This window comes from Paenibacillus tengchongensis, from assembly GCF_008973665.1.
GTDB lineage: Bacteria > Bacillota > Bacilli > Paenibacillales > Paenibacillaceae > Paenibacillus_AQ > Paenibacillus_AQ tengchongensis.
On the sequence record NZ_WACP01000009.1, the window covers coordinates 17,237 to 43,968 of the forward strand.

At 52.7% G+C, this 26,732-nt stretch carries 32 protein-coding genes and 2 tRNA genes; 13 read left to right on the forward strand and 21 right to left on the reverse strand.

From position 1 onward, the window contains the following. Positions 1-20: 20 nt before the first annotated feature. Positions 21-698, reverse strand: a complete 678-nt coding sequence (locus tag F1381_RS15680; RefSeq protein WP_151735796.1) for a M15 family metallopeptidase — start codon at positions 696-698, stop codon at positions 21-23. Positions 699-838: 140 nt separating this feature from the next. On the opposite strand from F1381_RS15680, the gene F1381_RS28345 reads away from it, so the two are divergent. Continuing rightward, positions 839-988: a hypothetical protein gene (locus F1381_RS28345; protein WP_187355380.1), complete on the forward strand. Its 150-nt coding sequence runs from the start codon at positions 839-841 to the stop codon at positions 986-988. Between the two features lie 64 nt (positions 989-1,052). Here F1381_RS28345 and F1381_RS15685 read toward each other — a convergent pair whose 3' ends face one another. From F1381_RS15685 to F1381_RS15700, 4 genes are all read right to left on the reverse strand, one after another. Then, positions 1,053-1,403, reverse strand: a complete 351-nt coding sequence (locus tag F1381_RS15685) for a YolD-like family protein (protein WP_151735797.1) — start codon at positions 1,401-1,403, stop codon at positions 1,053-1,055. Between the two features lie 174 nt (positions 1,404-1,577). Continuing rightward, positions 1,578-2,219, reverse strand: coding sequence for a hypothetical protein (locus F1381_RS15690; protein ID WP_151735798.1), 642 nt, complete (start codon positions 2,217-2,219; stop codon positions 1,578-1,580). Between the two features lie 161 nt (positions 2,220-2,380). Next, the gene (locus F1381_RS15695; protein ID WP_246188059.1) at positions 2,381-3,901 is read right to left on the reverse strand and encodes a glycosyl hydrolase; all 1,521 of its coding nucleotides are present in this window, start codon (positions 3,899-3,901) and stop codon (positions 2,381-2,383) included. An 88-nt stretch (positions 3,902-3,989) separates the two neighbouring features. Continuing rightward, entirely contained in the window at positions 3,990-4,406 is a 417-nt protein-coding gene (locus F1381_RS15700; RefSeq protein ID WP_151735800.1) for a cytidine deaminase, read from the reverse strand. 131 nt (positions 4,407-4,537) lie between these two features. Between F1381_RS15700 and F1381_RS15705 the strand changes: the two genes are divergently transcribed. Next, positions 4,538-4,975 (forward strand): NucA/NucB deoxyribonuclease domain-containing protein, encoded by a 438-nt coding sequence (locus F1381_RS15705; RefSeq protein WP_151735801.1) that lies wholly within the window; start codon positions 4,538-4,540, stop codon positions 4,973-4,975. Positions 4,976-5,002: 27 nt separating this feature from the next. Here F1381_RS15705 and F1381_RS15710 read toward each other — a convergent pair whose 3' ends face one another. Next, positions 5,003-5,278, reverse strand: a complete 276-nt coding sequence (locus tag F1381_RS15710; RefSeq protein ID WP_151735802.1) for a hypothetical protein — start codon at positions 5,276-5,278, stop codon at positions 5,003-5,005. A 215-nt stretch (positions 5,279-5,493) separates the two neighbouring features. Here F1381_RS15710 and F1381_RS29095 point away from each other — a divergent pair, with 215 nt between their 5' ends. After that, positions 5,494-5,628 (forward strand): hypothetical protein, encoded by a 135-nt coding sequence (locus F1381_RS29095; protein WP_281349922.1) that lies wholly within the window; start codon positions 5,494-5,496, stop codon positions 5,626-5,628. Positions 5,629-5,680: 52 nt separating this feature from the next. On the opposite strand, the gene F1381_RS15715 is transcribed toward F1381_RS29095, so the two are convergent. After that, positions 5,681-5,830, reverse strand: a complete 150-nt coding sequence (locus F1381_RS15715) for a YjcZ family sporulation protein (RefSeq protein ID WP_151735803.1) — start codon at positions 5,828-5,830, stop codon at positions 5,681-5,683. A gap of 166 nt (positions 5,831-5,996) precedes the next feature. On the opposite strand from F1381_RS15715, the gene F1381_RS15720 reads away from it, so the two are divergent. Together F1381_RS15720 and F1381_RS15725 are read left to right on the forward strand one after the other, a co-directional pair. After that, the gene (locus F1381_RS15720) at positions 5,997-6,173 is read left to right on the forward strand and encodes a YjfB family protein (RefSeq protein WP_151735804.1); all 177 of its coding nucleotides are present in this window, start codon (positions 5,997-5,999) and stop codon (positions 6,171-6,173) included. Positions 6,174-6,308: 135 nt separating this feature from the next. Next, positions 6,309-6,851: an ImmA/IrrE family metallo-endopeptidase gene (locus tag F1381_RS15725; RefSeq protein WP_151735805.1), complete on the forward strand. Its 543-nt coding sequence runs from the start codon at positions 6,309-6,311 to the stop codon at positions 6,849-6,851. A gap of 176 nt (positions 6,852-7,027) precedes the next feature. Here F1381_RS15725 and F1381_RS15730 read toward each other — a convergent pair whose 3' ends face one another. The 3 genes from F1381_RS15730 to F1381_RS15740 all read right to left on the reverse strand — a co-directional run bounded on the left by F1381_RS15730 (position 7,028) and on the right by F1381_RS15740 (position 10,746). After that, the gene (locus tag F1381_RS15730) at positions 7,028-7,801 is read right to left on the reverse strand and encodes a 2-phosphosulfolactate phosphatase (RefSeq protein WP_246188060.1); all 774 of its coding nucleotides are present in this window, start codon (positions 7,799-7,801) and stop codon (positions 7,028-7,030) included. A 228-nt stretch (positions 7,802-8,029) separates the two neighbouring features. Then, on the reverse strand, positions 8,030-8,158 hold the full coding sequence (locus tag F1381_RS15735) for a YjcZ family sporulation protein (RefSeq protein WP_151735806.1): 129 nt from the start codon (positions 8,156-8,158) through the stop codon (positions 8,030-8,032). A 203-nt stretch (positions 8,159-8,361) separates the two neighbouring features. Next, positions 8,362-10,746, reverse strand: coding sequence for an alpha-L-arabinofuranosidase C-terminal domain-containing protein (locus F1381_RS15740; protein ID WP_151735807.1), 2,385 nt, complete (start codon positions 10,744-10,746; stop codon positions 8,362-8,364). Between the two features lie 337 nt (positions 10,747-11,083). On the opposite strand from F1381_RS15740, the gene F1381_RS28350 reads away from it, so the two are divergent. Beyond that, entirely contained in the window at positions 11,084-11,233 is a 150-nt protein-coding gene (locus F1381_RS28350; RefSeq protein WP_187355382.1) for a glycine zipper domain-containing protein, read from the forward strand. A gap of 36 nt (positions 11,234-11,269) precedes the next feature. Next, complete coding sequence (locus F1381_RS28355; RefSeq protein WP_187355383.1) at positions 11,270-11,413, forward strand: hypothetical protein; 144 nt, start codon at positions 11,270-11,272, stop codon at positions 11,411-11,413. A gap of 100 nt (positions 11,414-11,513) precedes the next feature. Here F1381_RS28355 and F1381_RS15745 read toward each other — a convergent pair whose 3' ends face one another. Next, positions 11,514-12,719, reverse strand: a complete 1,206-nt coding sequence (locus F1381_RS15745) for a PQQ-binding-like beta-propeller repeat protein (protein WP_187355384.1) — start codon at positions 12,717-12,719, stop codon at positions 11,514-11,516. Between the two features lie 377 nt (positions 12,720-13,096). Between F1381_RS15745 and F1381_RS15750 the strand changes: the two genes are divergently transcribed. The 3 genes from F1381_RS15750 to F1381_RS15760 all read left to right on the forward strand — a co-directional run bounded on the left by F1381_RS15750 (position 13,097) and on the right by F1381_RS15760 (position 14,820). Further along, the gene (locus F1381_RS15750; RefSeq protein ID WP_151735809.1) at positions 13,097-13,345 is read left to right on the forward strand and encodes a DUF3951 domain-containing protein; all 249 of its coding nucleotides are present in this window, start codon (positions 13,097-13,099) and stop codon (positions 13,343-13,345) included. Positions 13,346-13,526: 181 nt separating this feature from the next. Beyond that, entirely contained in the window at positions 13,527-14,384 is an 858-nt protein-coding gene (locus F1381_RS15755) for an alpha/beta fold hydrolase (protein ID WP_151735810.1), read from the forward strand. 148 nt (positions 14,385-14,532) lie between these two features. Continuing rightward, on the forward strand, positions 14,533-14,820 hold the full coding sequence (locus tag F1381_RS15760; protein WP_151735811.1) for a hypothetical protein: 288 nt from the start codon (positions 14,533-14,535) through the stop codon (positions 14,818-14,820). A gap of 228 nt (positions 14,821-15,048) precedes the next feature. Here the strand turns inward: F1381_RS15760 and F1381_RS15765 are convergent. The 10 genes from F1381_RS15765 to pyrR all read right to left on the reverse strand — a co-directional run bounded on the left by F1381_RS15765 (position 15,049) and on the right by pyrR (position 24,579). After that, a tRNA-Ile gene (locus F1381_RS15765) sits at positions 15,049-15,122 on the reverse strand. 47 nt (positions 15,123-15,169) lie between these two features. Then, positions 15,170-15,243 (reverse strand) — tRNA-Met (locus tag F1381_RS15770). Positions 15,244-15,317: 74 nt separating this feature from the next. After that, complete coding sequence (locus F1381_RS28360; RefSeq protein WP_019909365.1) at positions 15,318-15,482, reverse strand: hypothetical protein; 165 nt, start codon at positions 15,480-15,482, stop codon at positions 15,318-15,320. 192 nt (positions 15,483-15,674) lie between these two features. Next, entirely contained in the window at positions 15,675-16,316 is a 642-nt protein-coding gene (gene pyrE, locus F1381_RS15775) for an orotate phosphoribosyltransferase (RefSeq protein ID WP_151735812.1), read from the reverse strand. Beyond that, a complete protein-coding gene (gene pyrF, locus F1381_RS15780; RefSeq protein ID WP_151735813.1) occupies positions 16,313-17,050 on the reverse strand; it encodes an orotidine-5'-phosphate decarboxylase in 738 nt (245 codons plus the stop codon). Before pyrF ends, pyrE begins: the two co-directional genes overlap by 4 nt. Positions 17,051-17,173: 123 nt before the next feature. After that, positions 17,174-20,392, reverse strand: coding sequence for a carbamoyl-phosphate synthase large subunit (carB, locus tag F1381_RS15785; RefSeq protein WP_151735814.1), 3,219 nt, complete (start codon positions 20,390-20,392; stop codon positions 17,174-17,176). A 1-nt stretch (position 20,393) separates the two neighbouring features. Beyond that, positions 20,394-21,572, reverse strand: a complete 1,179-nt coding sequence (gene carA / locus F1381_RS15790) for a glutamine-hydrolyzing carbamoyl-phosphate synthase small subunit (protein ID WP_151735815.1) — start codon at positions 21,570-21,572, stop codon at positions 20,394-20,396. Between the two features lie 132 nt (positions 21,573-21,704). After that, positions 21,705-22,985 (reverse strand): dihydroorotase, encoded by a 1,281-nt coding sequence (locus tag F1381_RS15795; RefSeq protein WP_151735816.1) that lies wholly within the window; start codon positions 22,983-22,985, stop codon positions 21,705-21,707. Between the two features lie 102 nt (positions 22,986-23,087). Beyond that, the gene (locus tag F1381_RS15800; protein ID WP_151735817.1) at positions 23,088-23,996 is read right to left on the reverse strand and encodes an aspartate carbamoyltransferase catalytic subunit; all 909 of its coding nucleotides are present in this window, start codon (positions 23,994-23,996) and stop codon (positions 23,088-23,090) included. Position 23,997: 1 nt separating this feature from the next. After that, entirely contained in the window at positions 23,998-24,579 is a 582-nt protein-coding gene (pyrR, locus tag F1381_RS15805; RefSeq protein ID WP_151735818.1) for a bifunctional pyr operon transcriptional regulator/uracil phosphoribosyltransferase PyrR, read from the reverse strand. A 439-nt stretch (positions 24,580-25,018) separates the two neighbouring features. Between pyrR and F1381_RS15810 the strand changes: the two genes are divergently transcribed. From F1381_RS15810 to F1381_RS15820, 3 genes are all read left to right on the forward strand, one after another. Continuing rightward, positions 25,019-25,504 (forward strand): hypothetical protein, encoded by a 486-nt coding sequence (locus F1381_RS15810; protein WP_151735819.1) that lies wholly within the window; start codon positions 25,019-25,021, stop codon positions 25,502-25,504. An 80-nt stretch (positions 25,505-25,584) separates the two neighbouring features. Then, positions 25,585-26,148, forward strand: coding sequence for a GNAT family N-acetyltransferase (locus tag F1381_RS15815; RefSeq protein ID WP_151735820.1), 564 nt, complete (start codon positions 25,585-25,587; stop codon positions 26,146-26,148). Positions 26,149-26,160: 12 nt separating this feature from the next. After that, positions 26,161-26,538 carry a hypothetical protein gene (locus tag F1381_RS15820; RefSeq protein ID WP_151735821.1) on the forward strand — a complete coding sequence of 126 codons (378 nt, stop codon included), beginning with the start codon at positions 26,161-26,163 and terminating at the stop codon, positions 26,536-26,538. Positions 26,539-26,732 lie beyond the last annotated feature (194 nt).

Here is a 26,732-nt window from a genome sequence, read left to right on the forward strand (position 1 = left end):
ACATCTATACAAGCCAAGATTTACGCTTTGACGATATGGACGGTGCGGGTAACCGGGTCATAGGTCACCTGTGCGCCCAGTGCTTCTGCGACCGCCCGTACCGGCGCGAGTGTGGTTCCGTTCTCCAGAACGCCTGCGGCAATTCTCCGCCCGTTCAGTTGTACCGCAATCTCCCCCGTCCCCGCGCTGCCGCCGTTAATGACGGCCAGCGCCTCCTTGACCTGCTGGGCGGTGGGCTGCCTGCCGGCCCGGAGCTGATCAATGGTCAGTCCAAAGGTCATCTCCAGATGAGAATAATCCTTAAACGAGGCCCAGTCTCCGCCCCAGGCAAAGCCCAGCTTCTTGCCTTCCTCGGCGACTTCCCGGTAATCGGCCACTTTATCGTTATCGCCATCGCGGTTCATGTCCCAGGCAAGCGTCTTGCCGTCCGGCAGGAGCAGGGCGAAGTCGATGGCCAGCCCGTAATTGTGGTAGCTGCTGCCGCCTTTGGCATTGGTGACGATCGGACCTTTTTTCGTGCGGCCCTGGGCATACAGCTCGTTCTGCTCGGCAATCGTCCGCATGCCCTGGGTAATCATGATCGGAACGCCTCTGGCATAGCTGCGCTGCAGCAGCGCTCCCGCGGCCGTCAGAACGACTGGATGCAGATCGCCCAGCCGTCCGGCCGATTTGCTCTTGACCTGATCCAAGGTAAGCATGGTAATCACCCCCTAATACAGTAAATGCCCGTCTGGCGGCATTCGCTTGTACGGAGCGGTGCGGCTGCGGCCCTTTTTCCGGTAGACCGGATAATTCAGACGAAATGGGCCACACTACGGTGGAAAGGTGGGGTTCCTGTATGGACATACACAGCGACAGCTATAAAATCGCGGCACTTTCCGGCCAGGAGGAGGCCGTTGAGGTTATCCGCCAAGCCGAATCGGCGCTGGCCCAGCTGACCGGAATAAAGGACGTTACCCTGATTGCCTACGAGAAGACGGAGCATTAGCGCAAGGCTGTAACAAAAGGCGCTTCGCCGAAGTGCCTTTTTGCCTGCTCACCGGCGGTCTCCGCTAGGAAAATCGGACCTCCACGATGTCGTCCACCCGGATCCATTCGCTGTCACCGCTCCACTGCAGCTTCAGCTCACGGGAATGGGCATGAATCGAGGTTACAAAGCCGCTGCGGATCTTCTCAGCGGAGGGACCCGAACAAACGACGGTCACCCGCACATGCGACCTCAGAGAGCGGGCTAGCGCCTCCTCAATCTCCGCCAGCTTCTGCTGATCCGGCATCTGCTCTACGGGGCATGTCTCCTGTTCCTTAGACTGGATGCGGTATTTATCCTCCGTCAGCAACGCTTGCCCGCGATCTCCGGGACCATTGCCCTTCCATTTCCCTTCCATTACAGTCACCTCAATCATAGAATAACTTCCACCTTCAAGAACATACGTTTGTATTATATGCGGGGATTGTCATTTTTAACAATCTGAAAAAAATGACATCGCCCGCGCCCCGGCTTCCCAGAAAAAAGACGCCGAGCGGCAAAAGTTTCTGCGCGGGGCGCCTTGATGTACATCGCTGTACGGCTGTCATCCTTATTCTGAGGCATTGCCGGCTTCGGCTTCGATTTCCGCTACGGTTCCGGGCTGTATCTCTGTTTCGGCGGCATCATCCGTTCCGGCTGTACCCTCCGTCTCAAGCACCGCTGCATCGGTGCTGCCGGCTTCAATGAGCCCCGCGTTTACCCGCGCCTCATTCAGCTTGGAAATTCCGTAGAGCATCGCCACATCGGCCTGCTGGTTCAGCGAATCGAATTCTTCGGCCGTCACATCGGGTGACACGGCGCTTTTGGAAGCCTGCTCCTTGATGGAATACGCGCTTTGAAACGCGATCACGGAGTCGCGGAGCAACTTCTCAATCTCGTCCGGCAAATTGCCGGCAATCTTTACCCCGTTAACCTGATCGGCGATATCGGCTGCCGTATCCTGAAAGTGATCCACGGCCTCCGTCAGTTCATCGCCGGTGGCTTGTCCTGCCGAATAGGACGCAAGCGTGGTATTGAAGTTCTCCAGGGCATCCTTACCGAGTTGATCGAATTTGGACATTTCATTGTAAAATTGCTGGACCGTCTCCTGTACTTCTTCTTCTGTGGCCGGAGCCGCATTGTTATTGCCATTTCCGCACGCACTGAGGACCATGCCTATAAGCAGCATTCCTGTCAGTAAAATTGATCTCATTTCTATCCCTCCACATAACAGAATAATGTCGAGTTTTGTAAAGTGCAAATAAAAAATAATGTAAATCTGCACTAATTTTATTCCGCACATATTGAAGCGCTTTCATTTCCACCAAAAAAAGATTCCCGCCTCATGCCGGGAATCCTGTTCAGCAGTTTTAACTACTCCGGGAGGAACAATGCCTCTGCCGGGATGACGCTTTTTGGCTGGCTGGCGCTTTCCCACATTAGCACTGCCTTGGCATCCCCCGCGTTCTCGTAATACTCAACCTTCAGCGTATGCAGCTTGCCTGCGGTCAAGGCGATCGCCCCCTTCCGTTCCTGCCCGCTCTGCTTGATCCAGCTGTCTATAACCGGCGAGCCGTCAATCCAGACCCGGATGCCGTCGTCAGAGGAAGAGTAAATCGTGTAGCTTTCGCTGTAGGATGGGCAGAGCCGGCCGCTCCAGCGCACCGAGAAGCCGTTGGCCGAAACGGCCGGATCGGGTGCAGACTGCCGCCAGCTGAAATTAATATTAGCGTCAGTGCGGACCAGTACAGGAGCACCGCTAAGCGTCATATTATTGAAATACTCACCCGTCAGGCCGGATACCAGCATACTGTCTTCCGGCGGTCCAGCGGCAAGGCTGGCTATCTTGATGGCATACTCATCCCGGTTGTACACGAAGCCGTCCAGCATAAACGACTTGATGACCGCATTGCTGTTCTTCTCGAACAGCAGCTTACCCCAGGTCATCTGGTAAGACCATTTATTCTGGGACTTCACCAGCAGGGACGCCGCGGGCAGTTCTCCATTCTCGCCGATGGCAATCAGCTTGCCGCGGCCAAGGTCCCACAGCTGGTCATGGTGGCTGGCTTTATAATCCCCTTCATAGATATCCAGTGCCAGCACATCGACGCTGTCTGCACCCGGATAGTAGTCTGCCGGGTTGTCGCACCACTCATTCTTCGCATTGGGACTCCATACCCAGAGCAAATTATGCAGCCCGTGGTATCCAGTGTAACGCTCGAACATAATCCTCCACAGCTCGCGGAACCGGCTCTTGCGGCCCCACCAGAACCAGCCGCCGTTCATTTCATGGTACGGCCGCCAGAGTACAGGCACACCTGCAGCCGCCAGCTTCTTAAGGTACACGGCCACCTTGTCCAGCTCTGCCAGCAGCTGGTTATACTGCCCGTTGCCGGGCGTAACGTACTTGGCGAACTCCTCTTCGCTTAGTCCCTTCGACACGTTGGACCAGGCCGGAGCCGTACCCGGCTGATTGGCATGATAAGTCATCGTAACGATGCCTCCGGCTTTGTGCCAGCGGATCGCGCTGTCCGTCACCGCCTGCCGCTGGGCGGCAATGACCGTCTCAGTCTGGTTATTGATCGCACCCAGCTCATATCCATGGAGCACGGCATGCTTGCCGGTGATATTTTGCAGCTTATAAATATATTCATCCGGGCTTTCCAGATAATCATGCTGACCGCTGATGATGCCGCTGCCTTGCAGTGCATACAGGGCAGCCAGTAAATTACGCGCCGGAAGTGCCAGCGTATCGTCGGCCGGAGTCATCAGCAGCTCGCGGAAGGAAGCCTGCCACGCTGCATCGTTGACCAGCCGGGATGCGGAATCGAGCATGTTCCGGAGATGTCGCTGCTCTGCCATCGTTGACCACCACTCCTTGATGTTTTGCTTCATCCTATGACGGCAAAAGGGACAAGGAAGCGGCGAATCGCCATAAAATTGGCAAAAGTTCGGAGAACTCCCGGCAACCCGGGAATTTGGCCTACCGGCTGTACCGCAGCGGAAGCAGCTCCGTAATGTGCACTTTGGCCAGGCCGTCCTCCGCCGGGAGGATCACCTTGCCGTCAGGCGCGTAATCCGCAAGCATTTCCCGGCACATCCCGCAAGGGGAGACCACTTTGACCTCCCGGTCTTCGCTGTCCGGATCGGGATGTCTGACGGCGACAAACGTATCAAATTCCGTATGCCCCTCGGAGATCGCTTTGCCGATAACCATCGCCTCCGCACATACCGTAACGCGGGACAGACTGGCCTCCAGATGCACGGCGGCGAAGATTTCTCCCGTTGAAGTGCGAAGTGCCGCACCTACATGATGCCTCTCCCACTTGTATCGTTTACGGATCATCTCCTGTGCGGCGGCGATCAGCGTCTCATCTTCCATAGAAATCTCATATTTCACAGCACCGTTCCCCCTGTTCATCTCTTTTCTGCAGCAAACTTCCTACAGCCCAGTATACTAAAAGGCCGGGAATTTAAGCTATACTATTAAAGTTGGCGCGAGCCGCCTACCTTATGTTTAGGAGGAACAGCATGAAGAAACACAAATGGCTCTCCACTATAGTCCTGATTGCACTGCTCGTTCTGGCCGCCTACTGGTTCGAGGAGAACGGCGTGCCCGCCGAGCCGCCGGTAACGGACGACACGGAGGTCGTCCAACTGATATTTCCGGCAGACCGTTACCCGGAGACGGCCGATCATATCCAGGAGGCGATCAATAACGGAGAGTCCCCCGTCTGTACCATCGACCGGGACAACGCCGAGGAGAACCGCAAGGAATCGCTCAAGGGGGTCCCGACCAAGAAGGGCTTTGACCGGGATGAATGGCCGATGGCCATGTGCGCTGAAGGCGGAACGGGTGCCGACATCGAATACATAACGCCAAGCGACAACCGCGGAGCCGGCAGCTGGGTGGGCAACCAGCTGGAGGATTACGCGAATGGCACGAAGGTCGAATTTATGTTCAAGTAAGCCTTGAAACGCCCTAGTTGCACCTTGCTAATCCAGCCAGTACGGGATGCCCCGGACCCGGGACCGGGGGCTATGCCCGGCCGTATCCTCTTCCCAGGCCACGGCAATTTCGGCGGCTTCGGGCGGCTGCGTGTGCTGCCAGCGGATGTATCCTTCCTGCGCCAGCACACGCAGGCCGGACAGCACACCTGCCCGGGTCCGGCCGCTTAGCCGCACCAGTTCTTCCAGGATCGGCATCCTCCGGTAATGCCCATGAAAATGCACCATGATCCTTAGCAGCTTGCGGGGCGTGTCAGCAAGCATGGCCCTCCCCCCTCCCATTCGTCCTTGCAGTCGGCTCCGAGCTTGGTGGCCGCGTCTTCCGCTTCCGTCTATATTCCGCCATGTATTATATGCGAACTCATGTTCTTTATGCAACATTTAAAGGATAAGGCGTACAATGGTGTGGAATATAATTCCACTTACGGAGAGCAAGGGTGTTCTATATTTGTTACCGGGGAAGAAGGCTGTATGGCCCCATGACCGAAACGGAGGCGTATAAGGAATGGTTCGCCCTCTCCGGCACGGTGAGGGACTTATATATTGTTCAGATTGATGAAGCAACCGGCAGAACCGTCCGCCGGATCGGTCCGGCACACCGCAAAAAGAAATAACCCCGTTCCGGAATAAAACCGGACGGGGCGGCACCGCTGAAGCGGCAACCCTTTAGAATATACAGGCTTTGGTAATGATCACCAGCAAAATGAACAAGACCAGAATAGCATTAGTGGAAGTGTAATAAGGGCTTACAACCGGAGGCCCCTGATTAACCCCGCCGACGTTATTGCCGCAACCGCAACCATATTCCATACCCATGCTCGATTCCTCCTCTTGATTGTGTTCAGAAACAGCATATGTGTATGCCCCGTAGACGGCATGGGCCAATCGGTAAAGAACTCCTCTTCACCTAATGTTTCGGAACGGGGAGGTCGATATTACTATAGTACAGCTATTCTAATACATACGGTCAGGAGGAGCACTTATGGATATCGCCGCCTTGTCAACCGTGATGAGTCAGGCCTCTTTACAGCAGGCGGCCGGCCTGCAGGTCATGAATATTGCCAAGAGTACTGCGGAGACAGCCGGCCAGAATATGGTCCAGATGTTAAGCCAAGGCCTGCATCCTACGCTGGGGAAAACACTTGATATTCGTGTGTGATTGCTTTATCCTTAGAGATATGAACCGAACATAGGTTCCTGAGATTGACTAGAATTCACTCCTTTCAAAGCCTGCCCAGGCTTTTCTTTTTCACCTGAAATACGAACATACGATCTTATTACAAGAGGTGATTCGATGTATTCTTATTACCAGACCACCGCGCTGGAGAAATGGACGGAAGAGCTCTACCGGCGGCTGGAGGTACATGAGCCGAGCCAGATCTCGGTGGATTATATCGCCGCACGCCTGAACATCCGGGTGCATTACCTGGAGATGCGCAGCAAGGCCATGGAGGCCTCCGCCGGGATGTATACCATGTTCCTTGACAGCAGGCTGCCCGCCGCATGGCAGCGCCTGGAATTCCTGCAGGAGCTGTGCCACCTGCTGCGCCACGCCGGCAGCAGCACGCTGATGCCGCAGCATTTCACCCGGGGACAACAGGATGAATCGGAGCGTTTTCTGCTGTATGCGGCTATGCCGATTTCGCTGATCTCCCGGCTGCCAGTGCCCGAGCAGCGGGAAGCGGCCATCGCCTTTCTGGCTGCAGCCTTTGAGGTGCCTGGTGCGCTGGCTATGCAGCGAATCGATCAGATCCAGCGGCGTATCTTCCAGGGACAGCTGATCGCGGTCATGGAGAAGAAGGAGAACGGCTCCCTCCATTCACCAGCGGCTCCGTAAACGGCCCCGTGAACCAGCACAGCCATGCAATCCAAAAAAATAACCCTGCCGTCTCCGGCAGGGCCCAAATCTATAATAAGGGGGGTATGGATATAACTATATCCCCGGTTGCTTAACCCCACATGAAAGCCCGCTGAATGTAAACTGAAACTTGCGGGAAGCAGCATCAATAAGAGCTATAGCCAGCTGACGGTCTCGTTGGCATTCTCGAACCAATTCTCATGCAGCACCGGGACAGCCCGGCAGATGTCCACCTGACCGCAGTAGGTCACATCAGCTTCGTATCCGCGTTCGCGAAGCTCCCGTCCGCTGGCGGAGTCCCAAAGCAGCTCGTTTAGTCTGGACCGGCTGGAATGGAAGGCGCCAAGACACACCTCGGCCTCGGGAGACCGGCTCCCCGACAGTTGGGAGAGGATCAGACCGGCGCCTAAGTAATCCTCAATGCCCGGACGGAGCTGCTGACCCGGATCAGCATCCGGCCAGAGCTCCCCGCAGGGAATAAGGGTGATGCTGCGCTTCAGCTCCCGTCTTAAGCGGTCGGCAGCCTCAGCCACTGCCGTGGCATTCAGCAGGCAGCCGACCATTAGCGCCGGGGCCTCAGCTGCCATGACCGTGCAAGCGGCTCCGTTCAGCGAGCACAGGACGAAGCCTCTTCCTGCATCTGCCGAACTGAACGATAATGGCGACAGGGAATGACCTCCTTCCCTGAAGGCTTCGGCTCTGCCCCTGACCAGCTCGGCATTCACTTTTTTAGCAAACGCTTTCGCAAATTCGTTGCTGGGCGGCTGAAACGGATAGACCCTGGCTTTATGCTGCACAGCGGTAACCACCGTAGAAGAGAAGCTAAGCACGTCCACGATAATCACGATGTCTCCGCGTTCCGCCGCAGCGCGCCCGCCTTTTGGTCCCCATTCCACTTTAACATCATACGGCATCTGGTCATAAAACAATGAAACGACCCCTTTTCTGTCCCGGCTGCCCGTGTTGCCGGCAATATGTAAACCCTCTTAGGCACATTACCCCATAAACAGGCTTGTCACTCCAGAAATTATATCCTTTGATGCATAAAAATTACGAGCGAGGCATTCGGAGGGACACAATAAAGCAGCAGCGGCCGCGACTTTACCAGTCTGCCGGCCGCCGCTGCCTGGGACAGCTGCGTTTATAAGGCTGTTACACTACACCCAGAATGCTTTAGTAATGATGACAAGCAGAATGAACAGAACCAGAATTGCCGCAGTCGATGTTCCGATTCCACAACCTGCACCAGCGACAGGACCTGTATTTTCACCATAACAAGCGCCCATTTCCATTCCTCCTTCATTTGTGGGTACAGCACAGAATATGCAAATTGCCCGCTGCTGACTGGGTGAATGACGATAGGCTCCATAAATATGGGCGCCGGGTCCCATGTATGCCTCTAGCGCTGGCACTCGGGACAGTTATACACATTGCCGCCCAGAGACGATGCCGCTGCCGCACTGCAGGCAGGGAGTCTTGACGGTGTAGGTTAAGCCCGCTTGATGCGAAATACCGTTACTGAATGCTTCGGAAACTCATACGCAAACACATTGTCCGTGAGTGCCAGCGCATGGGTGGCCGGACTGACTTTGACCGGGTTATCGAGATCATTGGCATCGTCCAGGGCAAAGCCCGACATTTCGGACACTTCCACTTCACCACAGGCGCCGGACAGCTCCTTCAGTTCAATCCGGGCCGGCAGTGGTGTGTCTTTCACGTTGACCGCTTTGACAATCAGGTCCCCGCTTGCGTCCTCCACACTGGCCGTATAGTAAAGCGGTTCTATGGCCGGCACCCGGTCTTCCGCAATATTGACAGGCAGACCGTTGATGGAAGCGGTGATCCTCCGGCCGGCGATATGCAGCTCCAGTTCATAGTCCACTTCACTCTCTACGGTAAAGAGACTCTGCGTCAGACAGGAGCCTCTACCGCTGATCTGTGACACCAGTACGGTGTCCTGGTTCTGCCAACCTCCAAGCTCCCAGCTCAGCTTATTCTCCCCGTCCTCGACGCCAAAATGGATCAGAAAGCCGCGCGGTCCCGCCGTTCTTCTTGCGGTCAGCCGCAAGGTGCAGTCACTCCACTGCGCCTCGCCTACGCTGAAAGATTGCACATGGGCATCAGTGCCCTTTACGCTGTCCGTATCATTCAGCGCCACATGCCCGGCATACAGCAGCTGCTCGCCCGTAATATTGTTCGTCAGGGAGATATTCCGGTAAGTGACGGCGGCTCTGTCCGCAGCCAGCACTATACCGCCCTGCACGGGTTCAGGATCTGCAGCCTGGACCGGAGGCAGATTCTCCGCCTCGATCCGCAGCAGGCGGTCTCCCTGATGATTCATAAACAGCTTCTGAACATAATAGTTCGCCGAGCCGCAGACCTGATGGTTGTTGAACCAGATCATATCCGGCTTCCAGTTGACGTAATCAACGTTGCAGAGAAGCGGCGCATAGCAGGCCAGGGCCACGGCATGGGCATTGCGCTCCAGCCGGGTCATGAACGCCGCCTCGACCAGTGCATTATAGTAGGTATTGCCCCAGGTCGCATATTCCCCCAGGAATACCTTAGGGTCCTCTGCCCTGAAGCTGTCATAACGGTCGATATTGGCCAGGAACCATTCCGGAGACGAATAGTAATGCTCATCCACCAGATCCGAGCCATGCTCCCTTGCCGAGGCCCAGCCTCGCTCATACTCTCCGCCTGCTGCAAACGGGCCGCTGCTGTTGATCACCTTGATGTCCGGATAACGTTCCTTGATCGCCCGGTGGAAGTAAGGATACCGCTCAAAGAACGGCTCTCCCACCTCTTCGTTGCCGATCGCGATATAGTCCAGTCCGAACGGTTCAGGATGCCCCAAGGAGCTGCGCAGCGCACCCCACTCGGTCGTCTCATCGCCTCTGGCGAACTCAATGACGTCGAGCGCATCCTGAATCCACGGGCCTAATTCATCAATCGGCACGATCCGGCGGTGATGCGGGTCATAACCGCCCGGCAATACTGGAATGGCCTTGGCGCCGATATCCTCGCAGAATTGAAAATATTCATAATAGCCCAGCCCCAGCGTCTGATGGTACCGCCAGTTGTTGCGCCGCGGCGGACGCGCAGCGGTATCGCCGAGCGTGTTCTTCCAGCGGTACATGGAGTCGCGGTCGTCCGGGTTCAGCGAGCCGTCATGAATCAGGCAACCGCCGGGGAAACGCATAAATTTCGGTTTCAGCTCGGCCAGCAGCCCGGCGATATCCGCACGCAGTCCGTTGCGGCGGTTCTTGTACGTACTCTCGGGGAACAACGATATCATGTCGAGCTCGATACAGCCTGTTCCTTCGGCAAGCAGGACAAGCCGGCAGCCGGAATCGGTGCAATCGGCAGTCAGGACCGCCTCGTGCTGCTGCCATTCTCCGGAACCTGCCGGAATCTCCGCAGCAGCGCAAATTCTGCCCTCCTTATCTTCGATTTGGACCCGCAGCGATTTGCCGCTGTAGTCACGGGAACGGATGTAAGCGGAGAACAGGTACCGCCCGCCTTCCTTCACCGGAATTCCTGTATTAAAGCCGGTATTGGAAAGGCCTGCTCCGCTCCCTCGCGCTTCGACAGCCAGCACGGCGTAATGCGGATTGGACGGATGAACCGGCTCAGCACTCTCCACGCTTAACCCGACACGCGCTCCCCCGCGTTCAACTTTCTCCCAGGCGGTTAGCGCATGATAGTCCGGGTGATCCACCGGATCAAATTCAAAGGACCGGTTGCGCACCAGCTCCGCGTATAGCCCGCCGTCGGCAGCATGGTTCAAATCCTCAAAGAAAATGCCGAACAAATCCCCCAGCTCTGCTCCCGTCTGCCCTGCATACACGTTCAATTTGGTAAGCGTCTTCATTAAAAGTGATTCCTCCCTGGTTCATTGGCTATTACTTGCAAGTTAAGGAATACATAAATCCAAACTTAATTAATAATATTATTATTTAGTTTACCGTTCTCCGAACAATTATAGGAGTAATATCCGGGATCGTCAATGTCAAATAATATCCCGATTATATAATTAGTTCTTCAAATACAGCAGATAAAATAGCTGATTTTTGTGATTAGGTTAATAAAAGCAACCTTAGTTTAATTAATAAAAACATTAATCTAATTTCGATCTTTCATCGATGTTATTGAAACTCCAAGTATTTCAAATTCGTACTATTAAAAAACGGGAACAGGAGGCGTTCAACATGTTCAAAAACGCATCAACTTCCGGAGTCGCATTAGGCGTATGCTTTGGTCTTGTTTTTTGGCTGGCACTCGACAATATTGCACTGGGGATCAGTCTCGGCATTCTCTTTGGGATCGCGTTTTCTTCTGCCGGAAAATCCGGCAAGTAACCGGGAGGTCTGTGCTAAGATAAGGACATAGGAGGGATGTCCGCGAAACTGTTCAACAAGCTGTACTCCGAATACCTCGTGATTCCCCGCCCGCTCCGCTTGCTGATGTTATGGGGCTGGATCGCCTTATTCTTCTATGCCGGGTATAGGTTAGGCTGGTTCTACTGGAGTGAACGTTAAGGAATACGGCACAAAACCCTTGCCAGGCAAGGGTTTTGTGTTTTTCTTGGATGTAAAAAAACCACCCTCCAATGAGTGCGGTCCTTTCTTATAGCGCTGCTTATTTTATTCGATACAGACTCTTACCACTAGTGAAGTATCCTACTCCTTTGGAGTTGAACTGAGGAGTGTCGTTTGTATCTAATTCACCTAATTTCTGGCCGAGTTTATCATACAATATAACTTTAGTAGTATGTTTTATTGTATCATGAAGCATTACATAAACCCTTTGATCAGGTCCAATTACTGCTCGTTCCGGTGTCATCTTATCATAATTGAATTGCCACTTTATTTTTCCATTAGCATCAATGGCAATAAACTTTCCTTGAGAAATATATTTCGGATTATCCATTTTCGAGTTTCCATCTTTACGAGGCACAGTAGATACAAACGCCATCCCCTGTTTATCGACTCTTATGTCAGCAGGACCAGCTGCATTCGGAATCGTTGTTTTGAATTTTATGGTTCCATTTGTAGGATTAATGGCCATCATCTCTGTTGGAATCGTTGGATCATAATACCATGTAAACCCCTTAACCACATAAATAGTTCCGTCATCAGCAATTCTCGCTAACACGTCGTCTGACACAGGAACGTTCCAAAGCTCATTCCCTTGAGCATCCAAGTAAATGATTTTGTCACTTTCAATAAGTAATAAGTTAGACTTCCATGGTAATATCTGCGCAGCATTAAAGTCCCTTGACCATAATAAATCTCCTTGTGGAGATATCTTTTGCAGAACCCATTGATCCTCAATATGCGCTTCTACATACGCGTTGTTTTCATCATCTGTAAAAACAGATATGTCACGGTCTCTATTATATTTTTTAGACCATAAATGCTGTTTGCTCGTAGGATAGTAAGCTCTTAATTCCCCTGCGTAGAATTTAGCATCATAAATAACATCTTTTGGACCATAAATGGACTTTATAGAAATTAGATTCGGAACAGCGCTCATTAACTTTTTATTAGAATTATAGAATCTCACAGTTGTATTTTCGTAATATTTCGTAAAGTAGATATCACCTTTTGCAGTATAGTTCTCCGCTCCAAAGGCAGTCCATTTTAAAGTTCCACCTGGTGAGACTGCTGATACAAGGTTTGTTTTATTTATGGATGTATAAATTGTATCATCAGAACCTATGGAAGCTATTGATAAGTCATAGCCCCAATTTGTTGTGTAAACCATTTGCTTTTGGATGGCAGAATTTGAACTTTTACCCAAAGCAGTAGCATTCAATGGTAATATTGCAAAAATAATAAGCATTGCAGTGAAAAGGATATTGAATAAAAACTTTCTCAGTCTCGACGCCCCCATTCAATATTATGGAAATCACATATGATGCTAATCGTAAAGCTTATATTCGTCAATATGATAAAAACAAATAAAGAGCTACCGGAGTGGCCTGTATGAAGAAAGTAATGAATTTTCTTGTAGTGATAAGTACTTGATGTGCCCGTCCCAAATGATGCTGTATATTTGTAGGGTCACGGTTATTCTAGGCTTGTTGTATATGCTGGCATTCATAGTCGTTGTAGTGATTACTACGTACTTTAGCAGGTAAAACCTATTCCATGGGTCAGAATTTTGGCATTGTAAGTTGTAAATATTAACATTAAAATCAAACTAAGGCGGTGTTAATAGTGAACTTAGTACAATTCTTGTTGGTTGGAGCATTCGGCATAGTCAATATCTTATTAGGAATCATCATTATTAAGATATTACTTACAAGAAAATTACCAAGTAATAATTACACTCCATTTGACTACATCACGGCCCAGTCGCCTGTTGAGTTTCACGATGAGAAAAAAGAGATAGAAGAAAATGCCGACCATGGTGATGACAAGGACAAAAACATCATTTCATTGTCAAAACGAATTTCTCTTCCCTAATGCGCCATATGCGTAAACGGCCCAATATCGTCGCACTGTGCAACAATTCACTGTGACTATTCACGAAATGCCTCAAAAAGTTATCATGAATAATATTCCAATACGTGCTAATATACGTTTGTTGCAATGTGGATGTCTTTTTGATATTTACTAGGCTGAAATATTAGGAAGGTGTGATACAATGCAACGTGAAATTAGAGTTTACAATTGTGATGGTGCTACTTTGGAGTATTCGATTACAGGAACCGGAACACCTATATTACTTTTCCACGGCGGTCATTCCAGCTGCCATGAGGAATTCGGTTATCTGCCATTGCTAACTTCAGGATATTCTATCATCACTCCTTCTCGTGCAGGATATGGTCGGACTTCCTTCATTATCGATTTAGGGCAAGCCTGCCGTATTTATAAATCATTACTTGATCATCTCGCTCTTGAAAAAGTGCATGTTATATCTGTTTCTGCAGGAGGGCCTACAGGAATCGTATTTTGTTCTATGTTCCCAGAACGAGTTACTAATTTCACGTTACAGTGTGCGGTTACAAAACCATGGCACTCAAAAGAGGACAAAGAGTATAAGATGGCTATGCGTATTTTTAAACCTGGTGCTGAAAGAAGAACATGGAAGCTGCTTGCAAAGATGAGTAACCAGTTCCCTAAACTAACTTGCAGATTGATGACGTCTTCCTTCTCCAAACTCCCATTTTCAAAAATACAAGAGCAAATCAATGACCACTTCGTCGAAGAGTTTCGTAAGATGAATAATCGTCAACGCTCATATTCCGGTTTCATTATTGATTTAGAACAAACTCAACGAGTTTATTCTAAGGAACTGGCAGCAATTCAAGTACCCACTTTGATCATGCACAGCCAAAACGATAAATCGGTATCCTTAAGTCATCCAGAAAACGCTAGAGAGCTAGTCCCTCAATCTGAAGTAGTTATTCTTGACTCATGGGGTCACTTAATTTGGATTGGAAAACACGCTGCAGAGTTCAATAGTGCGCTTATTTCCTTCTTATCTAGACTGAGAAACTAAGAAATGTTTCTGTTAGACTATTAAATGAACTAATTTTTCTCAATATCCCCTCTTAACTGCATAGTTTGCGTCTACGACCCAATATCGTCGTTCTATCTCGCAACCATTCCTTTCAAGAACTTTATTAATGTATGGAGGGTGAAAATGAATGAGTAAAAAAGGAATATCAAGTATAAGTTTTCCACTCCGTTCCGTTATAATTGGTATCTTTATAGTCTTATTTGCTATTATTGATCACTATGCTATAAAAGCTGGTCAGCTTGTAGATGGTTTCGGCTTTTTTTCTCTCTTCTTTATTAGTCCAATAGGTTTAACTTTCGGATTATTGGGTCTCAAAATCAAAAAAACTAGACATGTCTCGCTTTTAGGATTAGGAATCAATTTATCAGCATTTTTGTTTTGTGTACTTATGATGACGGTTTTTTATACTCCATAACATACAAGTATTTCATAAACATCAATTGAACCTGATGCTCGATTTGAGATATATAGTTGTTATACAGTTCTTTGGTATCGGCTATTCACGACATTCCCCACCGTTTTGAATATCGGTTGAGCCCGTAACGGTTGCCGCTACAATCCGGGTCGCTTTAGAACGCCAAACCCCTTTAACTTCACCCTCCAGACAGCAAAAAACCCTTGCTAGGCAAGGGTTTCTTGGAAGTGGGCCCTACAGGACTCGAACCTGTGACCAATCGGTTATGAGCCGACCGCTCTAACCAACTGAGCTAAGGGCCCGGATCTCAAATGTCCGTATTAACAATGGCTGTTTGATGAGAAAAGAATTGCGGGGGCAGGATTTGAACCTGCGGCCTTCGGGTTATGAGCCCGACGAGCTACCGGGCTGCTCCACCCCGCGTCGTTAACAATATTCAAACAGCGACAATAGTTAATATACATTACTCCGGGCCCTAAAGTCAAGGATGATTTTAATTATGGAAGAAAACGGACTCCGTAGCGCCCTTTCCGGGAACGGTAAATCTCCACAAAACGCGGATCATGATAGCCGTAAATCCAGCCGTCCTGCTCCAGCCGTTTGGCCAGACAGCCGGCCTGAAACCTTGTTCTGAACAGCTTTGCAAAGTAGATCCAATTCATGATGAATTCTTCTCCTTTACGAAATGGTTGATCCCTGCCCAGAACTTATGATGCCCACTTTCCCGTAAATAACTCAGGCAACTCGTCCAAATCTCCCGCTTAGCCCGCTAAAAAAGATGGAAAAGCCCCCACCTAAAGGTAGAGGCTCCACTATTGTTATTCCTGCGTTCCGGCATCCCGTCCGCTGTACGCTTATACTCCGAACGAAGCCGGGTCTTTGCGCCAGGCTTGCAGCAAGGCCACATCGCTTTCGGCAATCTTCCCCTGATCCAGCGCCACGCCGATCAGCGTGCTGTAGTTGGACAGGCTTTGCAGCGGTACACCCGCCTCCGCAAAGGCATTCACGGCACGGTCCAGCTCGTAGCTGAAGATCGCCAGCACAGCCAGCACCTCGCCACCTGCTTCCTGCACGGCCTGCGCCGCTTTCAGTGAGCTGCCGCCGGTGGAGATCAGGTCCTCGATCACGATAACCTTTTGACCAGGGGCGATGCTGCCCTCGATCTGGTTCTGCTTGCCGTGGCCCTTTGCTTTGTCGCGGATGTAAGCCATCGGCAGATTCAGCTTGTCCGCCACCCAGGCGGCGTGCGGGATACCGGCGGTTGCCGTTCCGGCAATCACCCCGGCATCCGGATAGCTGGCCTGAACCAGCTCGGCGAAGCCTGCAGCAATATAGCTGCGGATCTCCGGATAAGACATCGTCAGCCGGTTATCGCAATAGATGGGCGATTTAATCCCCGACGTCCAGGTGAACGGCTCCTGCGGGCGCAGCGCCACCGCTCCGATCTGCAGCAAATAGCTTGCCACCTGTTCACTTCTGCTCAGCAATTGGCTCATGCCTGAATCATCTCCTCAATAATATTAAGTGCTGCCTGGCGCGGGTCCTGTGCGGCTGTAATCGGGCGCCCCACCACCAGATAATGGCTGCCTTGGCGGATGGCCTGTCCGGGCGTCATGACACGCGACTGGTCATCCAGCGCTGCCCCGGCCGGACGGATACCCGGCGTTACGGTACGGAACTGCGGGCCGCAGGCCGCTGTAATGGCCGCCGACTCCTGCGGCGAAGCCACCACGCCGTGCAGACCGGCTTCCGCGGCGAGCCGGGCATAGCGGACTACGGTAGCCTCAACATCGCCCGGGATACCGATCTCGCTGTTCATGACTTCCTTGCTCGTGCTGGTCAGCTGCGTTACCGCAATAATCAGCGGCAGCTGCAGCGCTGGCGTCTGGCTGACCGCCTTGGCGGCTCCTTCCAGCGCCGCTTCCATCATAGCCTTCCCGCCGGAGGCATGGACGTTGAACATGTCCACCCCCAACCGGGTAATGCTCTCGGCGCCGCCGCGCACCGTGTTGGGGATATCATGCATTTTGACGTCCAGGAACACGGAATAGCCGCGCGCCTTCAGCTCCTTGACGAAATCCGGTCCGGCCGCATAGAACAGCTGCATTCCAACCTTCATGTAGCAGGGGATGCCTTCCAGCTTCTCGATCATTGCTCTGGCCGCAGCCGGATCGGAGTAATCAAGCGGAATCATCAGTCTTCCGGCCATTTCCTCGCGTGTGGATACCATTAATCTTACCGCCCCTTAGCCTGCGCGGGCGCACCGCACAGCGTAATATTGGTCCCGTTCGCAGCGGAACGGTCTGCGCATTCACGCAAACCGTTCCATCTGGAGGGTGTTTACTCTCTTCTGTTATTGTCCGACAAAAGCGGGCATCGACTGCGACGAGAAGTTGATCGTTTGCAGCATGCTCAGCAGCGCCGCTACCGTATCGAGCGAGGTCATGCAGACCACACCGTTCTCGACGGCTTCACGGCGGATGCGGAATCCGTCGCGTTCCGGCGTTTTGCCTTTGGTCAAGGTGTTGAAGACGAAGTTGGCCTGACCGCTGCGGATCAGATCAAGGATCGTCGGCTCGCCTTCACCCAGCTTGTTGACGTTCATGACGTTAAGACCCGCTTGCTCCAGGGCGCTGGCGGTACCGCCGGTGGCGATGATTTTGTAGCCCATGGCATGGAAGCCCTTCATCAGCTCTACCGCTTCTTCTTTATCTTTATCCGCTACCGTGACGATGATGGCACCGCTGGCCGGGATTTTCATTCCTGCGCCGATCAGCCCTTTGTAGAGTGCCTTGGCATACAGCTTGTCGCGGCCCATGACTTCACCGGTCGACTTCATTTCCGGTCCGAGCGTCGGCTCTACTCTGCGCAGCTTGGCGAAGGAGAACACGGGCACTTTAACCGAAACATAATCACTTTCCGGCCAGAGCCCTTCGGTGTAGCCCTCTTCCGTAAGCTTGCCGCCCAGGATGACTTTGGTGGCCAGGTTCGCCATTGGAATCCCCGTCACTTTGCTCAAGAACGGAACCGTACGCGAGGAGCGCGGATTCACTTCGATGACATACACCTCATTCTGGAAGATGACGAACTGGATGTTCACCAGCCCGACGGTCTTCAGCTCTTTGGCGATGCGGATCGTAATATCGGTAATTTTCTGTTTCAGCCCTTCATCCAGCGATTGCGGCGGGTACACGGCGATGGAGTCGCCGGAGTGTACCCCTGCGCGTTCCACATGCTCCATAATGCCCGGAATCACTACAGTCTCGCCGTCGCAGATGGCGTCGACCTCCACTTCCTTGCCCAGCATGTAACGGTCGATCAGCACCGGATGCTCCGGATTGATCTTCACCGCTTCGACCATGTAGCTCATCAGCTCGGCATCGTTATAGACGATTTCCATCGCACGGCCGCCGAGGACGTAGGATGGACGCACCAGCACCGGATAACCGAGCGATTGCGCAGTTTCTACCGCCTGGTCGACATTCGTTACGGTCTTGCCCTTTGGCTGCGCGATATGCAGACGGCCGAGCAGGGCTTCGAACCGCTTGCGGTCTTCCGCTTCGTCGATGCTCTCCAGACTGGTGCCGAGGATATTCACGCCTGCCGCTGCCAGCGGCGCAGCCAGGTTGATTGCCGTCTGGCCGCCGAACTGCACGATGACGCCGATTGGCTTTTCCTGCTCAATGACATTCATAACATCTTCGAAGAACAGCGGTTCAAAATACAGCCGGTCTGAAGTATTGAAGTCCGTAGACACCGTCTCCGGGTTGTTGTTGATAATAACCGCCTCATAGCCGGCGTTCTGGATCGCCCACACCGCATGTACAGTGGAGTAGTCGAACTCAATCCCCTGGCCGATACGGATCGGACCGGAACCGAGTACCACAACTTTCTGCTTGTCGGATGGGGTCACTTCATTCTCTGTCTCATAGGTCGAGTAGTAATATGGCGTTGACGCTTCAAATTCAGCTGCACAGGTATCGACCATCTTGAACACCGGCGTCAGTCCCTGGCCCAGACGAAGCTGGCGTACTTCCGCCTCCTTAACCTGTTCGTCAAGGCCGCCCTCGGCGCGGATTTCGGCAATCGCCCGGTCGGTAAAGCCTTTGCGTTTAGCCTGATATAGCGTTTCGGAGCTGAGCTTCTCTTCGCTGCGCAGCACATCCTCGAACTGTACCAGCCCTTCGATCTTGGAGAGGAACCACCAGTCGACACGGGTGATGTCCTGAATTTCCTGCAGCTCATAGCCGCGGCGGAACGCTTCGGCGATCAGGAACAGGCGCTCGTCGTCGGCCTTGGCCAGACGGGTGCGCAGCACCGTATCCTCCAGCTTCTCTGCACCCGGCAGACGGAAGCGGTGGACGCCGATCTCAAGGGACCGGACGGCTTTATGAATCGATTCTTCGAACGTGCGGCCGATGGCCATCACTTCGCCGGTCGCCTTCATTTGCGTGCCCAGCTTGCGGTTGGCCGAGGTGAACTTGTCGAACGGCCAGCGCGGGATTTTGCTGACGATATAGTCGAGCGTAGGCTCGAAGCAGGCATACGTCTGCCCGGTAACCGGGTTGACGATTTCATCCAGCGTGTAGCCGAGGGCAATCTTGGCCGCCATCTTGGCGATCGGGTAGCCGGTTGCTTTGGAGGCCAGCGCCGAAGAGCGGCTGACACGCGGATTGACTTCAATCACATAATATTGGTAGCTGTGCGGGTCGAGCGCGAACTGCACGTTGCAGCCGCCTTCGATGTTCAGCGCACGGATAATTTTCAGCGAAGCGCTGCGCAGCATCTGGTACTCACGGTCGGACAGCGTCTGGCTTGGCGCCACGACGATACTGTCGCCGGTATGCACGCCCACCGGATCGAAGTTCTCCATGTTGCAGACCACGATGCAGTTGTCGTTCGCATCGCGCATGACTTCATATTCGACTTCCTTCATGCCGGCGATGCTCTTCTCAACGAGACATTGGCCGATCGGGCTGTAGCGGATGCCCGCCTTGACCGTTTCCACCAGCTCTTCTTCGTTGTCGCAGATGCCGCCGCCGGTTCCCCCCAGCGTATAGGCCGGACGGACAATCAGCGGATAGCCGATTTCCCGGGCAAAAGCCAGCGATTCTTCCACAGTGGTGATAATCGTGCTCTCCGGCACCGGCTGCTCCAGCTCACGCATCAGCTCGCGGAACAGGTCGCGATCTTCCGCTTTCTCGATGGACTCCAGCTGGGTCCCGAGCAGCTTCACGTTCTCCTGCTGCAGTACGCCTGCGCGGGCCAGCTCCACAGCCATATTGAGTCCGGTCTGGCCGCCCAGCGTCGGCAGCAGGCCGTCCGGACGCTCCTGCCGGATAATGCCGGTCACGAAGTCCAGCGTAATCGGCTCGATGTAGACCTTGTCGGCCATGTTAGTGTCAGTCATGATCGTTGCCGGGTTGCTGTTGATCAGCACTACCTCAACGCCTTCTTCCTTCAGCGCCTGGCAGGCCTGGGTTCCGGCGTAGTCGAACTCGGCCGCCTGGCCGATGACAATCGGGCCGGAGCCGATCACAAGAATTTTTTTGAGTTTATCGTTCTTAGGCATGTTATAGAGCTCCTTTCACGGCTTCAAGCTTCATTGTCGGTTTCGGTGCCGTGATTCTGGCATTGGCGGCAAGCTGCGCCTGGCGGGAGACGGCCGGCGTCTTCGCCTTATGCTCACGGATCATCTCCAGGAATCGGTCGAACAGATAGCTGTTGTCATACGGCCCCGGCGCCGCTTCCGGATGGTATTGCACCGAGAAAGCGGGATAACGGGTATGCTTCAGACCTTCAATGGTCTTGTCGTTGTTGTTGATATGGGTCACTTCCAGATCGGTACCCTTCACCGATTCCTCGTTAACCGTGTAGCCATGGTTCTGGGAGGTGATGAAGCAGCGTCCGCTCTCCAGCTCCTTGACCGGATGGTTGCCGCCGCGGTGACCGAATTTCAGCTTCTCGGTGTCGGCGCCGCAGGCCAGGGCGAACAGCTGATGCCCGAGGCAGATGCCGAAGATCGGATATTCGCCGAGCAGCTCGGAGATCGTCTTCACGGCATAAGGCACATCCTTAGGGTCCCCGGGGCCGTTGGAGAGCTGGATGCCGTCCGGGTTCAGGCGGCGGATCTCGTCGGCAGTCACGTCATGCGGCACGACAACCACGTCGCAGCCGCGGCTGTTCAGCTCGCGCAGGATGCCGGTCTTCGCACCGTAGTCCACCAGCACGATCCGTTCCTTATGGCCCGGGCTGCTGTAGGACTTGCTGGTCGAAGTGCGGGCAACCTGGTTGCGCAGCTCTTCAATCGTCGTATCGTTCATCATTTCCATCAGTTCCTCGACACGCTTGTTCGAGGTCGTGAGGATCGCCTTCATTGTACCGTAGTGGCGGATAATGCGGGTCAGCATCCGTGTGTCGATATCGCTGATGCCGGGAATGCCGTATTCCTTCAGCAGATCGTCTACACTGTATTCGGCGCGCCAGTTGCTCGGCACCGCTTCATGGTTACGGACGACAAAGCCGTGGACGAAAGGCCGAACGGATTCAAAATCATCGCGGGTAATGCCGTAGTTTCCGATCAGCGGGTAGGTCATGGTCACGATCTGTCCGCAGTAGGAAGGGTCCGACAGCACCTCCTGATAACCTGTGATCCCCGTGTTAAATACAACCTCGCCCGTCATCTCGCCCTCGGCGCCAAATGCGGTGCCTGTAAACAGCGTTCCGTCCTGCAGAAGCAATCTAGCCTGCATTTCCTTCCACTCCTTCTCATTCTGTAGTGTATTTCTTGTATTAGCCTATACTTCCGGAGTGTACGCGCGGGCAAATGCCGCCGTATGACTTATTGTGCATACCGCCGGCATTCCGCCTGGCCCATCCGTCAGTTACTTGTCAGTCCATACTTCCTTGCCGTCGACCCAGGTCTTCACCGGCCAGCCTTTCAGCTTCCATCCGGCAAACGGTGTATTGCGTCCCTTGCTGGCAAAAGTCTCAGGGTTCACTTCTTTCTCTTCATTCAGATCAATCAGGGTCAGGTCCGCCGGCGCACCGATAGTCAGGCTGCCTGTGTTCAGCCGGAACACTCTCGCCGGATCGGCGGTCATCCGCTGCACCAGCAGGGACAAATCCCATTTGCCGGTTGCTACGAAAGCCGTGTACAGCAGCGGGAACGCCGTCTCGAAGCCGACAATGCCGAACGGGGCAAGCTGCATGCCCTTGGCCTTCTCCTCTGCGCTGTGCGGTGCGTGGTCGGTAACGATGATGTCCAGCGTGCCGTCCAGCAGCCCTTCAATACAGGCCTCCACGTCGCGGCGGGAGCGCAGCGGCGGGTTCATTTTCCAGTTGGCGTCCATGCCCGGAATGTCTTCTTCCGACAGGAGCAGGTGATGCGGACATACCTCTGCGGTCACCTTGATGCCGATTTGCTTGGCTTGGCGGATCAGGCGCACCGACTGCTCGGTGCTGACATGGCAGACATGGTAATGCACGCCTGTTGCTTCCGCCAGCAGAATGTCGCGTCCGACATGAATCGCTTCGGATTCGTTCGGAATCCCTTTCAGTCCATGCTTATCGGCAAAAGTCCCCTCAGCCACCGGCGCGCCTTCCACCAGCGAATTGTCCTCACAGTGGGCGATGACCGGCATATCCAGCCCGGCTGCGATTCTCATCGCATCCTTCATCATCTGGGCGCTCTGCACCCCCACACCGTCGTCGGTGAAGCCGATCGCTCCCGCTGCTTTCAGTGCGGCAAAATCCGTAAGCTCGCGTCCCAGCTCATTCTTCGTAATCGCGGCATAAGGCAGCACCTTTACCAATCCGGCTTCTTCCGCTTTGCGCTTCACCAGCTCGACGATTTCCGGACTGTCCGTCACCGGGCGGGTATTCGGCATGCAGGCGATGGTGGTAAAACCGCCTTTGGCCGCCGAGCGGGAGCCGGTCTCAATCGTCTCCTTATGTTCGAAGCCCGGCTCGCGCAGATGCACATGCATATCAATCAGTCCGGGAATCAGCAGCTTTCCTTCCGCCTCAATCAGCTCGCCTGCTTCCTCTGCCGCATCCAGCTGATCCTTAATCGCGGTGATGACTCCGTCCTCCACAACGATATGCTTGCGCTCAAGCTCGCCTGCTTTGCCCAGTACACTGGCGTTTCTGATGATCACAGTCACATTCTCCTTTTCCCGGCAGCACGGGGCTCCGGGCTCTGATGTATATTATATAATAAAAATTCATTCATGTGTATATTTATTAATGTATTTGTTGTCAGCTTTTTAAGAAAGGGCGCGTTCAATAACGGCCATCCGGATCGGAACGCCGTTGGACATTTGCGGGAAAATCTTAGACTGGCTGCTTTCCACCACAGCATCGTCGATTTCCACATTGCGGTTGACCGGCGCCGGATGCATAATGATCGTGTTCTTGTCCAGCTTGGCGGCGCGTTCCTCGGTCAATCCGTACTGCTTGCGGTATTCGTCGGCCGATTGCAGAATTCCGGTTGCATGACGTTCCAGCTGTACGCGCAGCATCATGACTACATCCGCTTTCACCGCTTCTTCCATCGACACATATTTTGCATATTCACCTAATTCAGGAGCCTGCATATTATGCGGTGCGCAGAACTGCACGGTTGCCCCCATTTTGCCCAGACCCCACAGGTTGGAGCGGGCTACCCGGCTGTGCATAATGTCTCCGATGATGGACACCTTCAGACCCTTTAATTCGCCAAAATGCTTAGTCATCGTGTACATATCCAGCAGCGATTGCGTCGGGTGCTCATTGTTGCCGTCTCCGGCATTGATCAGCGGAATCGCCACTTTCTCGCTCAGCTGCTGCAGTACGCCCGCCGGCTTCATCCGCACCACTCCGGCATCGATACCCATCGACTCCAGGGTCCGTACCGTGTCGTAGATGGACTCACCCTTTTCCACACTGGAAGCCGCCGCGGAGAAGTTCAGCACCTGTACGCCCAGCCGCTTCTCGGCCATTTCGAACGAGAACCGCGTGCGCGTGCTGTTCTCAAAGAACATGTTGGCAACAAAATGCGAATTCAGCACCGGCGTCAGCTTCTCCTTCTGCCCTTCCCAATAAGCCGCTCTGTCCAAAATCGCCCGGATTTCCGTAGCATCCAGCTCCTTAATCCCCAGCAGGCTGCGTTCCTTCACTTTCGTTGCCGTTGTCATTTTAACGTTCCTCCCGATTCGAAATAATGTACACTTCGTCCTTGCCGTCAAATTCAGTCAGCGAGACTTCAATTTGCTCATGTCTGGAGGTGGGAACGTTCTTGCCGATGTAATCCGGCCGGATCGGCAGCTCGCGGTGTCCGCGGTCGGCCAGTACGGCCAATTGAATCATCCGCGGCCGGCCGCAATCCATCAGGGCATCCATCGCCGCGCGGATCGTGCGTCCGGTGTAGAGCACATCGTCGAACAAAATCACTTTCTTGTCGCGGATCCCCCCGCATTCCGGCGGAAGCGCAAGCGTACTGTTCAACACCGCCTGTTCCATCTCGTCGCGGTTATCCTTGCCGCCGACGCGGTCATCGCGGTAGTGGGTGATGTCGAGCTCGCCCCAGGACACCGCTGCTCCTTCAATCTCGCGGATTCGCTCGGCGATCCGCTGGGCCAGATAAACTCCGCGGGTGCGGATACCGATAAGGATGCAATTCTCAATCCCTTTGTTCTTCTCCAGAATTTCATGGGCAATGCGCGACAGCGCCCGGCGGATCGCCGTTTCGTCCATAATGACATTTTTTTCAGTAACCATTCTCGTACCATCCTCCTGCTTGATCGCCCGCTCAAGTTCCCGGATAAACAAAAAACTCCTTGCCCAAAACAGGCAAGGAGTGAAATCCGCAGATTCAGAAAGTGGTGTGTCCGCGCGCAAAAAGGCCCCCCGTCCACAGACGGATTCCTTCCTGAGAGTCGCGAACCTCGATTCACGTTACCTTGCCAGCCTCACGGGACTGATTTAAAGGCGCATATTCAACTACATGTGATTATGACAGATGTGATGGCTTGTGTCAACTTTGTGGAGGGCTGAATCCGGGAAACAAAATATTCCAGGGAATGATATAACATAACCTTATGATCATAATCATTTTCCAATATATTGAATATGTATAATGTAATTACTGTAAACAAAACAAATAAACGCTCTTAAGAGGGAGGATATTTATTTTACACTTTAAAATCAATCAATACTTATGACAAAAAAAGTACGCCTGATTATACTGCCTTTTTTTATAGTGCTGCTAATCCTGTTAACCATCTACTCACAACTAAAACTGCAGCAAAAACCGACCGAATATACACTAGATCTAAAAACTAATGATTTTGTTATCAAAAATTTGTCATTAGTAAAATTTAATAATTACTTCTATTTATCTGACGGTTATTACGTCGAAACTATTGGTTCTGCAAAGATATTTGATGGTGTTAAACTCAAAGGAGATATAGATGGCAATGAATTTTTAAATATAAGCATTTCAGGGAATCCCTTTGTAGATGGAAATCATAAAACCCCTTTGTTCAATAGTGACGGCCTGTATAAAATGAAGCTTAAAGAAAAATCCGTTCTGGAAGTCGAGATAGATTATGCAGTCAATGGGCAAGAAAAAACTTTTTCTCACCAATACGAACTAAGCGAACACATAAAACCTTTGGAACGGATAGTAGCAGATGACCTCTGATTGCATCTTGGGTCTCTTTTGCGTTTATAATTTATACGAACCAGCAAAAAGCGCTATGATATTACCGGAGGCGAAAAAAGATGGAACTGGAATTCATCACGATCCACGAATGGGACGAGCAATTGTGGAAGCAGACGGAGGCACTCTATCATGAGTCGTTCCCTCACGGGGCCAAGCCGGCGCGGATCTTACGCAGAATGCTGGACCGCAGACTGGCAACGATGCACTTCGGGCGGATTGACGGAAATATAGTCGCTATGGCAGTTACCGGTATAGTGGATGCGGACGGAGGGAAGCGGCTGCTCATTGATTATTTGGCGGTGAGCCAGCAGCAGCGCGGGCACAGGCTGGGCACAAGCTTCCTCGAAGCCATCATCACTTGGGCCAAGCAGGAGCATCAGGTCAATGCAGTCATCATCGAAGTCGAGTCCGGGACGACCGAAACCGACAAGGAACGGGTTCATTTCTGGCAAAAGAACGGCTTCATCCTGACGCCTTATGTCCATCAATATATCTGGGTACCGGAGCCGTACCAGGCGATGCTGCGGCCGCTGGAGCCGGGAGTTAAAGTGACAGACAACGGACAGTCCTTGTTCAGTCAGATTACCGCTTTTCACAACCAGTCGTTCCGCCCGTCATCTTAAAGGAGCGAATATATGAAGCAGTGTTTGATGATTGCTTGCTGTATAGTACTTTTGTTAACGGGCTGCACTCACAACAACACGGCATCTGGTACCGGAAAGCTTACGGGGCTTAGGCAAACAGAGATGAATATTCTGAAAGACAGAATGAATGACAAAGCCAGCTTCACTACTGCCCCATCCTCAGAGGATTTTCACGTTCGTTCAGAGGCGGATTTGTATATCGAAGACAATACCCCAAGAATCGTTTATAACGTTACTGTTGATGAACCAACAATCCACATGAATAATGTGGTGATTAGCTTTATTTTAGAAGATCAAATGAAGTCGAAGCTGGTTAGTAATGACGTGTTCTTCACTACCTTAAATGGAAATGACACCCACGCTCACTGATTTACAACCTGACGGAGAGGTCAAGGGAACCACGGCATTCCGCGCCTTTCCTCCTCCAAGCAGAACCTTCCCATCCCCTTCTGGTATATCTCAATGAGAACAAATAAGTTCAGACCAGCAGGGGTGACAAGGTTGTTGCAAGCACAAATGATGAGAATGAACCCGAATTTCCCCAAAAAAAGTCCGGCGCGGAC